This window comes from Microlunatus sp. Gsoil 973, assembly GCF_009707365.1.
In the GTDB taxonomy this organism is placed as follows: Bacteria; Actinomycetota; Actinomycetes; order Propionibacteriales; family Propionibacteriaceae; genus Microlunatus.
The window spans coordinates 2,537,737-2,552,208 of the sequence record NZ_CP046122.1 but is presented as its reverse complement, the minus strand read 5'-3'; the positions used below and the strand labels follow the sequence as shown (position 1 = coordinate 2,552,208).

The 14,472-nt window shown below is 67.6% G+C and carries 10 protein-coding genes; 7 read left to right on the top strand and 3 right to left on the bottom strand.

The genetic code is table 11. The features are described 5' to 3' along the window. The first annotated feature begins 56 nt into the window (after positions 1-56). The 3 genes from zwf to GJV80_RS11940 all read left to right on the top strand — a co-directional run bounded on the left by zwf (position 57) and on the right by GJV80_RS11940 (position 3,895). Complete coding sequence (zwf, locus tag GJV80_RS11950) at positions 57-1,565, top strand: glucose-6-phosphate dehydrogenase (RefSeq protein ID WP_230207606.1); 1,509 nt, start codon at positions 57-59, stop codon at positions 1,563-1,565. 179 nt (positions 1,566-1,744) lie between these two features. Further along, positions 1,745-3,082, top strand: a complete 1,338-nt coding sequence (locus tag GJV80_RS11945) for a glutamine synthetase family protein (RefSeq protein ID WP_154688089.1) — start codon at positions 1,745-1,747, stop codon at positions 3,080-3,082. Between the two features lie 42 nt (positions 3,083-3,124). After that, positions 3,125-3,895: a L,D-transpeptidase gene (locus GJV80_RS11940; RefSeq protein WP_154688088.1), complete on the top strand. Its 771-nt coding sequence runs from the start codon at positions 3,125-3,127 to the stop codon at positions 3,893-3,895. A gap of 16 nt (positions 3,896-3,911) precedes the next feature. Here the strand turns inward: GJV80_RS11940 and GJV80_RS11935 are convergent, their stop codons facing one another. After that, positions 3,912-4,727: a sterol carrier family protein gene (locus GJV80_RS11935; protein ID WP_154688087.1), complete on the bottom strand. Its 816-nt coding sequence runs from the start codon at positions 4,725-4,727 to the stop codon at positions 3,912-3,914. Positions 4,728-4,922: 195 nt separating this feature from the next. Here GJV80_RS11935 and GJV80_RS11930 point away from each other — a divergent pair, with 195 nt between their 5' ends. Then, a complete protein-coding gene (locus GJV80_RS11930; RefSeq protein ID WP_154688086.1) occupies positions 4,923-5,756 on the top strand; it encodes an MBL fold metallo-hydrolase in 834 nt (277 codons plus the stop codon). A 25-nt stretch (positions 5,757-5,781) separates the two neighbouring features. Here the strand turns inward: GJV80_RS11930 and GJV80_RS11925 are convergent, their stop codons facing one another. Then, positions 5,782-7,083 carry an MFS transporter gene (locus GJV80_RS11925; RefSeq protein ID WP_154688085.1) on the bottom strand — a complete coding sequence of 434 codons (1,302 nt, stop codon included), beginning with the start codon at positions 7,081-7,083 and terminating at the stop codon, positions 5,782-5,784. 19 nt (positions 7,084-7,102) lie between these two features. Here GJV80_RS11925 and GJV80_RS11920 point away from each other — a divergent pair, with 19 nt between their 5' ends. The 3 genes from GJV80_RS11920 to GJV80_RS11910 are packed head-to-tail and all read left to right on the top strand — an operon-like array spanning position 7,103 to position 13,217. After that, entirely contained in the window at positions 7,103-10,024 is a 2,922-nt protein-coding gene (locus GJV80_RS11920) for a bifunctional [glutamine synthetase] adenylyltransferase/[glutamine synthetase]-adenylyl-L-tyrosine phosphorylase (protein ID WP_230207605.1), read from the top strand. A 9-nt stretch (positions 10,025-10,033) separates the two neighbouring features. Continuing rightward, a complete protein-coding gene (locus GJV80_RS11915; RefSeq protein ID WP_154688084.1) occupies positions 10,034-11,854 on the top strand; it encodes a glycoside hydrolase family 15 protein in 1,821 nt (606 codons plus the stop codon). Positions 11,855-11,882: 28 nt separating this feature from the next. Then, complete coding sequence (locus tag GJV80_RS11910) at positions 11,883-13,217, top strand: MFS transporter (RefSeq protein ID WP_230208405.1); 1,335 nt, start codon at positions 11,883-11,885, stop codon at positions 13,215-13,217. On the opposite strand, the gene mshA is transcribed toward GJV80_RS11910, so the two are convergent. Beyond that, complete coding sequence (mshA, locus tag GJV80_RS11905) at positions 13,190-14,434, bottom strand: D-inositol-3-phosphate glycosyltransferase (protein WP_230207604.1); 1,245 nt, start codon at positions 14,432-14,434, stop codon at positions 13,190-13,192. The genes GJV80_RS11910 and mshA overlap by 28 nt on opposite strands. Positions 14,435-14,472 lie beyond the last annotated feature (38 nt).

Here is a 14,472-nt window from a genome sequence, read left to right as displayed (position 1 = left end):
TTCGGCGCCGGCTTCGGCGATAGGTATTTCGCTCCGACGGTGGCAGCATCGGAGATGTGACCGATGCGAATTCCCCCCAGACCATCGCCTACCCGGCACCGGGCTCGGTTCCCATCCTCCGGGACGATCAGCCGGTCAATCCGCACGTGATCGTGCTGTTCGGGGCAAGCGGCGACCTGGCCAAACGCAAGCTGCTGCCCGGCCTGGCGCATCTGTCGTTGTCGGAGCTGGTCCCCGACATCGAGGTGGTGGGCACTTCGCTGGAGGAGATGGACGATGAGGGGTTCCGCAAGCTGGCGTCCCAGGCGATCCGCGAATTCAGCCACCGGCAGTTGGAGAAGGAGCAGTGGTTCCGGTTCGCCGACAAGCTCAGCTACGTCCCGACCTCGGCAGGACCGGAGGGGTTGGCCGCCGCTGTCAAGGCGGCCGAGGAGCGACTCGGCGGAGACGCCCGGCGGATGCACTACCTGAGTGTTCCGCCGGCCGCGGCACCAGCGGTGATCAAGACCCTGCGCGACGCCGATCTGGTGGAGCGCTCGCGGGTGATCATGGAGAAGCCGTTCGGCACAGACCTGGCCAGCGCGATCAAGCTGAACAATCAGGTGCACGAGACCTTCGACGAGAACCAGATCTTCCGGATCGACCACTTCCTGGGCAAGGAGGCCGCACTCAACATCCTGGCCTTCCGGTTCGCCAACGGCCTGTTCGAGCCCATCTGGAACCGCAACTTCATCGACCACGTGCAGATCGATATCCCCGAGACCCTTGGACTCGACCGCCGGGCGAACTTCTACGAGGCCACCGGGGCGTACAAGGACATGGTGGTCACCCACCTGTTCCAGGTGCTGGCCTTCGTGGCGATGGAGACGCCGACCGCACTGGAACCCCGCGCGATCAGCGAGGAGAAGAACAAGGTCTTCCGATCGATGGAGCCGATCGATCCGGCAGCAGTGGTCCGCGGCCAGTACATGGGCTATCGCAGCGAGGAAGGGGTCGCCCGCGACTCCGAGACGGAGACCTTCATCGCCCTCAGGGTCGGCATCGACAACTGGCGCTGGGCCGGCGTCCCGTTCTACCTGCGTACCGGCAAGCGGATGGCCGAGGGGCAGCGGATCATCTCGATCGCCTTCAAGGAGGCCCCGAAATCGATGTTCCCCGGCGGATCGGGGGTGGGTGCGCAGGGTCCGGACCACCTCACCTTCGACCTGGCCGACGAGTCGAAGGTGTCGTTGTCCTTCTACGGCAAGCGACCCGGGCCGGGAATGCGGCTGGACAAACTGTCGATGCAGTTCTCCACCGACGAGACCGACCGTGCCGCCGACGTACTCGAGGCGTACGAGCGACTGCTGCTGGATGCCATGCGTGGCGACCACACCCTGTTCACCACCGCCGAGGGCATCGAGGCGCTGTGGGAACGCTCGGAATACCTGCTGCGGATGCCGCCGCCCGTCAAGCCCTACCCGCAGGGCTCCTGGGGGCCGAATGCGATCCACCAGTTGATCGCCCCACACGCCTGGCGGCTGCCCTTCGAACGGACCTGGCGCGATCACAGGCCGATCGAGTAAGGCTCACCCACACCCACCTCAATCGCAAGGTCAAAGTTTGATCGTGCGGCCCGAAATCGGCGCGGAAACCAGCCGCAGGGTCGAAGTTTGACCTTCCGGACGGCATGCGGGGCCGATCCGGCGAGACACACCCTGCCCCCGTCATCCGTCTGAAACACAGAACCGGCAGACTCAGCCCTATGGATAAGCAGACGGAGTTCGTGCTGCGGGCCATCGAGGAGCGCGACGTCCGGTTCGTACGCCTCTGGTTCACAGACGTGCTGGGTTTCCTCAAGTCGGTGGCGATCGCCCCGGCCGAACTCGAGGGTGCCTTCGACGAGGGGATCGGGTTCGACGGTTCGGCGATCGAGGGCTTCGCCCGGGTGTACGAGGCCGACATGGTTGCCCGGCCCGATCCGTCCACCTTCCAGGTGCTGCCCTGGCGGGACCAGAAGCCGGCGACCGCCCGGATGTTCTGCGACATCCAGATGCCCGACGGGTCGCCGTCCTATGCCGATCCGCGATTCGTGCTGAAGCGGGCGATGAACAAGGCCGCCGATCTCGGGTTCACCTTCTACACCCATCCCGAGGTCGAGTTCTTCCTGTTCAAGGATCCGCTGACCCCCGGTGTCCGTCCCGAGCCGGTGGACAGTAGCGGCTACTTCGACCACACACCGCAAAGTGTCGGCAGCGACTTCCGCCGCGAGGCGATCACCATGCTCGAGCAGATGGGCATCTCCGTCGAGTTCTCCCACCACGAGGGAGCGCCCGGCCAGCAGGAGATCGATCTCCGGTACGCCGACGCACTGAGCATGGCCGACAACCTGATGACCTTCCGGGTGGTGGTCAAGGAGGTCGCCCTGAGCCAAGGCATCCACGCCTCCTTCATGCCCAAGCCGTTCACCGAGTATCCGGGTTCGGCCATGCACACCCACATGTCGCTCTTCGAGGGCGACACCAACGTCTTCTACGACGCCAGCGCGGAGAACCACCTGTCCAAGGTCGCCCGGCACTTCATCGCCGGCATCCTGCAACACTCCGCCGAGATCAGCGCGGTGACCAACCAGTGGGTCAACTCCTACCGGCGGATCGCGGCCGGCGGGGAGGCGCCGGGGCACATCTGCTGGGGCCGCAACAACCGCTCGGCCCTGGTCAGGGTGCCGATGTACAAGCCCAACAAGGGCGCCTCGGCGCGGATCGAGTTGCGGTCGCTCGACTCCGGCTGCAACCCCTACCTCGCCTTCGCCGTCGTCCTGTCGGCCGGCCTGGCCGGGATCAACGGGGAGTACGAACTCCCCGAGGGCGCCGAGGACGACGTCTGGTCACTCACCGAGCGGGAACGGCGGGCGATGGGTATCAAGCCGTTGCCGCAGAACCTGGACGAGGCGATCCGGGAGATGGAGGGCTCGGAATTGGTCGCGGAAACCCTCGGCGACCACGTTTTCGATTTCTTCCTGCGCAACAAGAAGGCAGAATTCGCCGATCATCTCAAGCAGGTCACCGAGTTCGAGCTGGAGCGCCTGCTGCCCGTTCTGTAACGTCGGCCCATCGGGGCCGGGCAACGATGGGAGACAGTGACGATGAGGAACACGCTCCGCAGGGTCGTGGCAGTCCTGCTGACTACTGTGCTGGGGGCGACGCTGGGCGCAGCGGTGATCGGCCCGCCCGCTGCGGCAGCGGCTGACATCTCGGCGTCGTCACCGAAGTACGGCAAGGGCTGGCAGACCTGCACCAGGAGGCTCAACGGCGTCAAGGTCACGGTGGGCAAGAGCCGGCGCACCGTGCTGATCGTCAACCAGCGGTCCAAGACCTACGCCGACACCCGGTTCTACGTACGGATCAACGGCAAGGCCTGCTCTTTCCAACGGATGTTCCGAGCCACCAAGTCCCGGCTGGGCTACAGCGGGACGATCGCTGGGGACAAGCGCAAACAGGGCACAGGGAAGACTCCGCTTGGCAGCTACACGATGTCGCAGGCGTTCGGAATCAGGAAGAACCCGGGATCCTGGATTCCCTATCGTCACGTGAAATCCGGTGACTACTGGGTCGAGGACAACAAGAGCGACTACTACAACCAGTACCGGAACAAGAGTCGGGGTGGCTTCCGTTGGTGGCTGCCGCCGTCGAATGCGAACAGCAGCGAACGATTGGCCTCCTACCCCGGACAGTACGACTACGCGATCGTGATCAACTACAACCGCTGGCCGGCAGTCCGGCATCGCGGCGCCGGGATCTTCCTGCACGTCAACGGTGACGGCCCGACCGCAGGGTGTGTGTCGATCAGCAAGAAGAAGATGCGAATCGTACTGGCCTACCTGCGTAAGGGCGACAAGATCGTCATCCACAAATGACGGCCCCACAGAACAGCTAGCTCAGCACCGGCAGGATGGCGGACAGGTCGGCCCGTTGACCGCTGGCCGACACCGCGCCCGCCGCCCGGGCGTCGCTCCAGGACATCCGGCCGGTCGCCAGCCGGAGGAAGGTCAGCGGATCGGTCTCCACCACATTCGGTGGCGTGCCGCGCGTGTGCGAGGGGCCCTCCGGCCCGATGCCGCACTGGACGGCCGCGTACGGCGGCACCCGCACCTCGACGGACTTGCCGGGGTGTTGTTCGGCCAGCAGGTCGGCCAACGTCCGGCAGGCGATCGCCAGCGGCCGGCGCCCGATCGGCACCGGCTGACGCCCGGGAAGCGACCGGTTCAGATCATCACTGTGTACGACGACATCGACCACTCTCGTCCGGACGAATTCGGCGAGACGGCCGGGCCCGCGCGGGGTCTGGATGGTGGACGGCAGCAGCGGCGAGGCCAGCAGACCGTCGAGTCGTCCGGCCGCCGCCCGCAGCTCGGCCAGAAGTTGATCGTGGGGCTTGTCCGCGGTCCGGGCCGCGGTGGCCTCGGCGATGTCGTCGACTTCGCGCCGGTACCTGGTGACCAGGATCGCTGCCGGCAGCGGACGGCCCGCCGGTCGGCGGTCGGCAAGGGCCCGGTCGAGGATGCCGGCGAAGCCGTCGGCGATCAGCAGGAGATGCCCGGTGAGGGTGCGGACATCCCATGCGGGCAGCACGGTCGGTGAGCCGAACTCCTGCTCCGACAGACCGGCCAGCCAGTCGACCAGCACGCCGAGCTGATCGATCAGGGCGGCGACGTCCTTGCCGCGGACGTCGGACGTGCGTGCGGGCATGCGGACAACTCTATGGACCGCGGTGTGCGGAACGGATATGCGGCCAGGCTCCCGGCCCGAACCGTGCGTCCTCGTGCCGGACAGTTACCAAGATCAACTCCGCCGAACTGCCCGGACAATTGCGGATTCACGACCTTTCGGGCGCAGGTCGCAGGCATTAGGGTGTGTCGGGGCTCGTGCGGCGCGGAGGATTTTGTGGAACTGGTGGTGTTGGGCGGATCGGGCGGCTGGCCGCGTCCCGAGCAGGGTTGTTCGGGTTATCTGGTCGAACACGACGGATTCCGGCTGCTGATCGACCCCGGTTACGGCGTGCTGGGTGAACTGCTCCGGCATTGTGAACCGGCAGCGGTCGACGCTGTGCTGATCAGCCACGGACATCCCGATCACTGCGCGGATCTGAATCCGCTGTTGCGCTCCCGGGTGCTCGGCGCGAACTGCGACCGGCTTCCGGTGCTGGCACCCCACGGTGCAGTCGACGCGGTGCTCGCCCTCGACCCGTTGGCCTCGGTGGCTGCCGGCGCCGACGTCCGACCGGTGGCCGCGGGCAGCGTGACGCTCGGGCCGCTGGCGGTGCAGGCGGCCGAACTGCGCCATCACGTTCTCACTCTCGGTTTCCGGATCACCTCCGACGACGGTGCCGTGTTGGCTTACACCGCCGACTCCGGCGACAGTGGCGACCGGCTCGAGCTGGCCAGGAACGCCGGGCTGCTGATCGCCGAGGCGAGCTACCCCGAGGGCGTCCCTGCCGAGGATGCGCCGTATCTGTCCGATGCAGCGCAGGTCGCCCGGCTGGCCTCCGATGCCGATGTCGATCACCTGCTGCTGACCCACCTGATGCCGTTCGCCGATCCATTCATGGCCCTGGTGCAGTCCCGCGCGGCCGGCTTCGACGCGGTCGAGGTGGCCCGCCCCGGTCTGCGGCGGACCGTCGAACCACGACCGGACGCGACCTGGCTGCCGCGCCGTGCCGCCGCCCGGGTGATCACCTTGACCAACTCCCGGCCGCGGCGGGCGGCGTCGGGAAGTTGACGGCTACCGATCGGGAGTGTGCCGATCAGGGTTGGGGGTCGGCCGCGTCGTAGGCGAGGAAGCGGCGTTGCCAGGCCATCGCGGCGATGATCAGGATCACACACAGGCTGCCACCGATCATCGCCGCCCGGTTCTCGCCCCACCAGTCCGCCCAGCTGCCGACCAGCAGGTCGCCCAACCGTGGACCGCCGGCAACGACGACGATGAAGATGCCCTGCAACCGACCGCGCATCGCGTCCGGGGTGGCCGAGAGCAGCAGGGTGTTCCGGAACACCGAACTGATCGAATCGGCGCCGCCGGCACAGGACAGGAAGAACCCGGCGAAGATCAGCGGAACGATCAGCGTACGGCTCGGCGATGTGTCACCGGTCACGGTCAGCACCAGACCGAACAACGCCACCGAGAGTCCGTACGCGATGATCGCGGCCGCGATCACCCGGCCCTGCATCCGGATCTGCACCAACCGGCCGGACAACAGACCGGCCAGCACCGCGCCGACCGCGAAGGCCGCGTTGAGCGCACCGGTCGTGGTCGCACCGCCACCGAGGAACAACACGCCGACGGCCGGATACAGCACCCGCGGCATCGCCGTGATCATCGCGATCAGGTCGACCAGGAAGCTGGTCCGGACATTGGGCCGGGTGGCCAGATAGCGCAGCCCCTCAAGCACCGAATGCAGTCCGAGCGCCCGGGGACGCCGCCGTGATTGGTCCGGCTGGCTCTCCTCGGCGCCGATCGGAGGCAGATCGGGCAGCCGCCACAACGCCCACAACGCTGCGGTGAAGAAGATCACGTCCAACCCGTACGCCGCCCCGAAGTTCCAGGCCGACAACGCTGCACCCAGCAGCGGGCCGACCGTCATCGCGATGTTGAAGTTGGTGTTCTGCAACACCTGCGCGGCCGGCAACATCTCGGGGTCGATCAGCCGCGGCACGATCGCCGACCGTGCCGGATTGTTGATCGCGAAGCCGCAGGACTGCAGCGCGACCAGGCCGTACAGCAGATAGACCGAACTCACCCCGAGCCAGGCCTGCACCGCCAGCGCGATGGAGATGATCCACAGCCCCGAGGAGGCGATCAGGGCGACCTTGCGACGGTCGTAGAGGTCGGTCAGTGCTCCGCCGTAGAGGCCGAGGGCGACCAGCGGCACCAGCACGCACAGTCCCAGAATGCCGACAGCGAAGGTGGATCCGGTGATCGCGTAGACCTGCAGGCCCACCGCGACCTGGGTCAGTTGCGAGCCGAGGTTGGAGATGCCGAGTCCCCACCACAACCTGCGGAACGGAACGCTCCGGCGGAGCGGGGTGAGGTCGATCAGCAACGACATGGTGGCATGATCCTATTTCGTGCAGATCACCCAGGGGACGCTGGCCCGGCGCGGCTTCACCGACTCCGCGACTGCACACCGACGCCTGGCCGACTGGGACCATTCCTACGAACCACTGCTCGACCTGATCGCGGCATCCGCTGATCCGGACCAGGCGCTGTTGGGCCTGGACCGGCTGACTGATCACCTGCCGGAACTGCTCGACCGGCTGCTGTCCGATCAGAACCTGGCCCGACAGACCGTTCTGGTCCTCGGCGGAAGCGCCGCGCTGCTGCAACATCTGCTCGCCCATCCTGATCACCTCGATCACCTGGCCGAGCCGGCGCGGCGGCGGACGGCGGTCGAACTGCGCGCCGAACTGCTGCAGGCGGTGGGCGCCGACCCCGCCGCCGAAGCACCGGTCGCCGAGACCGACGCCGACCCGCTGCGTATCGCCTACCGGGCGGCCCTGCTCCGGATCGCGGCCCGCGATCTCGGCGCACCCGAGCCGATCGAGGTGCTTCCCGACATCGCCGCCGAGCTTGCCGATCTTGCCGACGCAACCCTGGAGGCGGCGCTCGCCGTGGCCCGCCACGAGATCGGCCCCGACCGGGCTGCCCGGACCCGGCTCGCCGTCCTCGCACTGGGCAAGGCCGGCGCCCAGGAACTCAACTACGTCAGCGACGTGGATGTGCTCTTCGTCGCCGAACCCGCCGACGACCGGGTGGGTGGCGACGAATCGATCCGGATCGCCACCCAGCTGGCAGCGAGGTTGGTCGGAATCTGCTCGGCCCACACCGCCGCCGGGACGATCTGGCAGGTGGACACCGCACTGCGACCGGAAGGCAAGGCCGGCCAACTGGTCCGTACCCTGGCCAGCCACCGCGGCTACTACGAGAAGTGGGCAGGCACCTGGGAGTTCCAGGCGATGCTGAAGGCCCGCCCCGCAGCCGGTGACCGGGAACTCGGCCGGGAGTTCGTGGAGATGCTCACGCCGATGGTGTGGCGGGTCGGGGAGCGCGACCACTTCATCGACGATGCCCGGGCCATGCGGCTGCGGGTCATCGAGCACATCCCGGACAAGGTCAGCGACCGGGAGCTCAAGCTCGGCCCGGGTGGCCTCCGCGACGTCGAGTTCTCGGTCCAACTGTTGCAGCTGGTGCACGGACGAGTGGACGAGCGGTTGCGCAGCCGCTCCACCCTTGACGCGCTCCGGGCACTGATCGACCACGGTTACGTCGGACGCGAGGACGGCAAGGGATTCGCGCTGGCCTATCAGTTCCTGCGCACCCTGGAACACCGGATCCAGCTGCAGCGGCTGCGCCGCAGCCATGTACTGCCGACCGCCGAAGATGATCTTCGACGGATCGGCCGGTCACTGCACTACGCCGACCCGGTGAACGGGCTGCTGAACACCTGGCGGACCACGGCCCAGCGGGTCCAGGCGCTCCATCGGCGGCTGTTCTACTCACCCGTGCTCGACGCGGTCGCCAGCATCCCCTCCGACGGGCTCCGGCTCACCACCGAGGCGGCCCAGGACCGGTTGGCGGCGCTCGGCTACGAGGACCCCAAGGCGGCCCTTCGACACATCGAAGCGCTGTCCCAGGGTGTCAGCCGGCGCGCGGAGATCCAGCGGCAACTGCTCCCGGCGATGCTCGGCTGGTTCGCCGACGCCCCCAATCCCGATCATGGCCTGCTGGCGTTCCGGCAGACCAGCGACGCGCTGGGCACGACCCCCTGGTACCTGCGGGCGCTGCGCGACGAGGGCGAGCTGGCGCACCGCTTCGCCCGGATCCTGGCCTCCAGCCGGTACGCGGTGAGCCTGCTCCGCCGGGCACCGCAGAGCGTCCAGATGCTGGCCGATGATCATGAACTGATTCCGCGCTCCTTCGAGCGGCTGCGCTCGGAGATGTCCGCGGCGGCCGGTCGGCAGTCCAGCCCGAACGCAGCGGTGGAGGCGATCCGGGCGATCAGGCGGCGTGAACTGTTCCGGATCGCGGCGGCCGACCTGCTCGGTTTCCTGGACGTGCTCGCGGTCGGTGAGTCGCTCACCGATCTCGCCTCGGCGACGATCCACACAGCGCTTGCCGTCACCCGGAACCCCAAAGAGCTGGATCCGAACGTCACCATCGCGGTGATCGCGATGGGCCGCTGGGGCGGTCGGGAGCTGAGCTACGCCTCCGACGCCGATGCGATGTTCGTGATGTCCTCCGACGACACCCGCGGTGGTTCGGCGGTGATCACCGAGCTGCGCAGGTTGCTGTCGCTGCCGGGCGCCGACCCGGCCCTGGCCATCGATACCAACCTGCGTCCGGAGGGCAAAGGCGGTCCGTTGATCCGGTCGCTGCCGGCGTACCGGGTCTACTACGAGCGCTGGTCGGCGACCTGGGAGATGCAGGCGCTGATCCGCGCCGCGCCACTGGCCGGTGATCTTGATCTCGGCCGGCAGCTGATGGCGATCGTCGAGCCGTACCGCTGGCCGGCCGACGGGCTGACCGCGGCGCAGCTGACCGACATCCGCCGGCTGAAGGCGCGGATGGAGGTCGAACGGCTGCCCCGCGGCACGGATCCGGCCAAGCACCTCAAACTCGGCCCCGGCGGGCTGAGCGATGTGGAATGGACCGTTCAGTTGCTGCAGCTGCAGCACGCCGGACGGCTGCCGCAGTTGCGAACCGGACGGACGATCGAGGCCCTGCAGGTGGCAACCGACGCCGGGTTGCTGGCGCCCCGGCAGGCGCAGTGGCTGCGCGAGGCGTGGCTGACGGCCAGCCGGATCCGCAACCAGATCATGCTGGTCCGGGGTCGCGGCTCCGACACCTTCCCGACCGACCCCCGGGAGCTGTCCGCCGTCGCCCAGCTGATGGGCCGCCGGCCGGGCGAGGGATCACATCTGGTGGCCGACTACCAACGGATCGCCCGCCGGGCGAAGCGGGTTGTCGACGAGATCTTCTGGCAGGGGTGATCATTGTCCATGGCACCGCGCAACGAATCCGCACGGATCGAGGACTACGCCCTGATCGGCGACTGCCGCTCGGCGGCACTGATCAGCAACACCGGAAGTATCGACTGGTTGTGCCTGCCGCGGTTCGACTCGCCGGCAGTGTTCGCCGCCCTGCTCGGCACCGGTGATCATGGTCACTGGACGATCTTCCCGGCCGACGAGGTGATCGAGTCGTCCCGGCGCTACCTTCCCGACACCTTCGTGCTGCAGTCGGTCTTCCGGACCGCGACCGGGGTCGTCGAGGTGGTGGAACTGATGCCGGTCGATCACCATCCGGCAATCATCCGGCGGGTGACCTGCACCGAGGGCGAGGTGGGCCTGCACCAGGAACTGGTGGTCAGGTTCGGCTACGGTCGGGTGTTGCCATGGATGCGACGACAGCGGCGGCAGGACGATCAGATGTTGCTGGCCACCGCGGGCCCGATGGCCTTGGTGCTGCGCGGTGATCAGTTGCCGCGATCGGTCGGCAACCGGCACGTCGGTGAGTTCACCCTCCGCGAGGGGGAGAGCACCGATCTGGTGCTGCAGTCGTTCCGGTCCTACCACGACCTGCCCGATCCGGTGGACGTCGATCACGCGATCGAACAGACGACGATCTGGTGGCAGTACTGGGCGGGGCAGCGTGTCGAGGCGGGCCGGTACGACGATGCGGTCGGCCGGTCCCTGCTGGTGCTCCGGGCGCTGACCGAGCGGGAGACCGGAGGCATCGTCGCCGCAGCCACCACCTCACTTCCCGAGCAGTTCGGTGGCGAACGCAACTGGGACTACCGGTACTGCTGGCTGCGGGACGCGGCGCTGACGCTGGAGGCCCTGCTGGCGTACGGATACGAGGAGGAGACCGAGCACTGGCGACTGTGGTTGCTGCGCGCGGTCGCCGGTGATCCGCAGGACATCCAGATCATGTACGGGCTGGCCGGCGAACGCGACCTGGAGGAGCGCACCCTTGATCATCTTCCCGGCTACCAGGGATCCCGACCGGTCCGGATCGGCAACGGCGCGGTGCGCCAGTTCCAGGCCGACGTGATCGGTGAGGTGATGGTCGCTCTCGACGCCGCGCGCAGCCACGGGCTGCGCGAGGACCGCTTCTCCTGGCCGCTGCAGCGGGCGATGCTCAGCAGGATCGAGAAGACCTGGCAGCAGAAGGACTGTGGAATCTGGGAGATCAGGGGTGAACCGCAGTTCTTCACCCATTCCCGAGTGATGAATTGGGCGGCCCTGGATTGTGGCATCAGGGCGGTGCGCGAATACGGGCAGGACGGACCGGTCGAGCGTTGGGAAAGCCTGCGCGAGCAACTTCGGGAGGAGATCGAGGACCAAGGATTCGATCAGCATCGGGGCACGTACGTGCAGTATTACGGTTCGGACCAGGTTGATTCGGCCCTGCTGCAATTGCCGCAGGTCGGATTCTGCCCACCCGACAGCGAGCGAATGCTGGGCACCGTCGCCGCGATCGAGGAGGACCTGCTGGCCGACGGCCTGCTGCTGCGCTATCGCACCGATGCCGGTGTTGACGGCCTGACACCGGGCGAGGCGCCGTTCCTCGCCTGTTCCTTCTGGCTCGCCGAGCAGTATGCGCGCAGCGGCCGCACCGCGGACGCCGCAAAGCTGATGGCCCGGCTGTTGGCGTTCCGCAACGATCTCGGGTTGCTGTCGGAGGAGTACGACATCGGCGCCGGCCGACAGGCCGGCAACACTCCGCAGGCACTGTCACATCTGGCGCTGGTCCGGGCGGCGGGGGCGATCAACGGGGTCATCGGCCGCCGGGGTAGAAAGATGTCACAGAGCAGATAGCTGGTCTATGGTGTCGCCCGTGGCAGTCATGAACGGCACCCAACGGCGGCATTCCGTACCGGCGAACATCCTGCGCGGCTCACTCGGAAATCTCATCGAGTGGTACGACTTCTACGTCTTCAGCGCGTTCGCCACGTATTTCGGTGCGACGTTCTTCGACGAGGCCGATCAGCTCTCCAACACTTTGAACACGCTGGGCGTGTTCGCCGTCGGGTTCTTCATGCGACCGATCGGTGGATGGTTGTTCGGCCGGATCGCCGACCGCATGGGCCGGCGCTTCGCACTCACCCTGAGCGTGTTGATGATGGCCGTCGGCGCGCTGATCATCGTCGTCTCGCCCGGCCGGTCGACGATCGGCGTCCTGGCGCCGATCCTGTTGCTGATCGCCCGGTTGCTGCAGGGCCTGTCGGTCGGCGGGGAGTACGGCAGCAGCGCCACCTACATGTCCGAGGTCGCGACGCCGAACCGTCGCGGCTTCTACTCGAGCTTCCAGTACGTGACCCTGGTCGGCGGCCAGGTGATAGCCCTGGTCGTGCAGCTGGTGCTGCAGGGCTTCCTGACCGACGACCAGTTGGCCTCGTGGGGCTGGCGGATCGCCTTCGCGATCGGCGCCGTCGCCGCGGTCACCGTGCTCTGGCTGCGCCGCGGAATGGACGAGTCGATCAGCCAGGACCAGCTGGAGGCGACCAGACTCGGCTCGGCTGCCGACCAGCCGGGCACGATCAGCGCCCTGACCGGGCACTGGAAGCCGTTCCTGATCGTCTTCGGGCTGACCATGGGCGGTACCACCGCCTTCTACACCTACACCACCTACATGCAGTCGTTCATGATCAACACCAGTGGCATCCCGAAACGCACCGTCACCTGGGTGAACTTCGTCGCGCTGCTGATCTTCATGGTCCTGCAGCCGGTCTACGGTGCGATCTCCGACCGGATCGGCCGCAAGCCGGTGTTGATCTTCTTCGGCGTCGGCGGCGTAGTGGCGACGTGGCCGATCATGCTCACCCTGTCGGGTACCACGAGCCCGGTCGGCGCCTTCTTCCTGATGATGATGGCGCTGCTGATCGTCCTCGGCTACACCTCGATCAACGCGATCGTCAAGGCCGAACTGTTCCCGCGCCAGGTCCGCGCCCTGGGCGTCGGACTCGCCTACGGCATCGCCAACGCCCTGTTCGGCGGCACCGCGCCGTACATCGGCACCTGGTTCGCCTCGATCGGCCACCCGTCGTACTTCTACACCTACGTCACCGTGATGATCGCGATCTCACTTGTGGTCTACGTCTGGGCGTTCCGCAACAAGGGCGCGACCCACCTGGACCGGGAGCAGGGCCACGCCTACGCCGACAGCAGCGCCCGGCCGTAGGCCGACAGGCTCGCGGCCGCGGTGTTGTCCCAGCTGAACCGGGCCGCGTGCAGGGCACCGTTGCGGCCCAGCTCGCGGGCCCGATCGGGGTCGTCGAGGAGTTTCTCCAGCGCGTCGGCCCACAGCACCGGATCGTGGCCGCGGACCAGGATCCCGGTCTCGCCGTCCTTGACCGCGTACCGCAGACCGCCCACATCGGTGGCCACCACCGGCCGACCGCAGGCCTCCGCCTCCAGCGCGACCAGACCGAACGACTCGTTGTAGGACGGCACTCCGACGATGTCGGCCACGCAGTACCAGCGGAACAACTCCGGCCTGGGTGAGTGCGGCCTGACGATGATCTGGTTCTCCAGACCATGATCACGGATGGCGTCGGGCAGCGCATCGGCCCAGGTGCTCTGCGGGCCGCTCGGACTGCCGATGATGATCAACTTCAACTGCTCGCGGAGGTCGGGACGGCGTCCCACCAGCTCGGCGACCGCGTCGATCAGCACGTCGGGTGCCTTCAACGGCTGCAACCGGCCGACGAACAGGACGATCTTGTGCCGCAGCCCGACGCCGTACCGTTCCCGGGACTGGATCTGGTCACACGGGTGAAACGTCTCCAGGTCCACTCCCGGCGGAACGATCGCGATCTGCTCCTGCCGGGCGCCGTAGTGCTTGATCAACTCCTCGGCCTCGTCGGCGGTGTTGGCGGTGAGCACATCGGCCCGGGAGACGATCGTCGTCTCCCCGGTCTCCCTGATGTCGGGTTCCAGCAGATGATCATCGGCCCGGTTGGCGTTCTTCACCCGCGCCATGGTGTGCATGGTGTGCACCAGCGGCACCGCAAGCCGGTCGGCCAGCACCAGCCCGGCCAGCCCGGACAGCCAGTAGTGGCTGTGCACCAGATCCCACGTCCGGCCGCGGTCGGCCCGGTCCAGGACGCGTTGGGCGAACTCGTCGACCAGGCCGGGTAATTCCTCCTTGGCCACCGGTGCGGCGGGTCCGGCGGCCACCTGGACCACTCGGACGCCATCGCCGACGATGACCACCTCGGGCGTGCCCGGATCGCGCCGCCGGGTGAACACGTCGACCTCGACACCGCGGCCGCCCAGCCGGTGGGCCAGCTCCCAGACGTAGACATTCAGGCCGCCGGCGTCGCCGACGCCCGGTGTGTCCAAGGGGGAGGTGTGCAGACTCACCATCGCCACACGTCCCGGAATGTGTCCGGCCATGCCGACCATTGTCCCGCCTACTTCCGGCCGCGCTATTT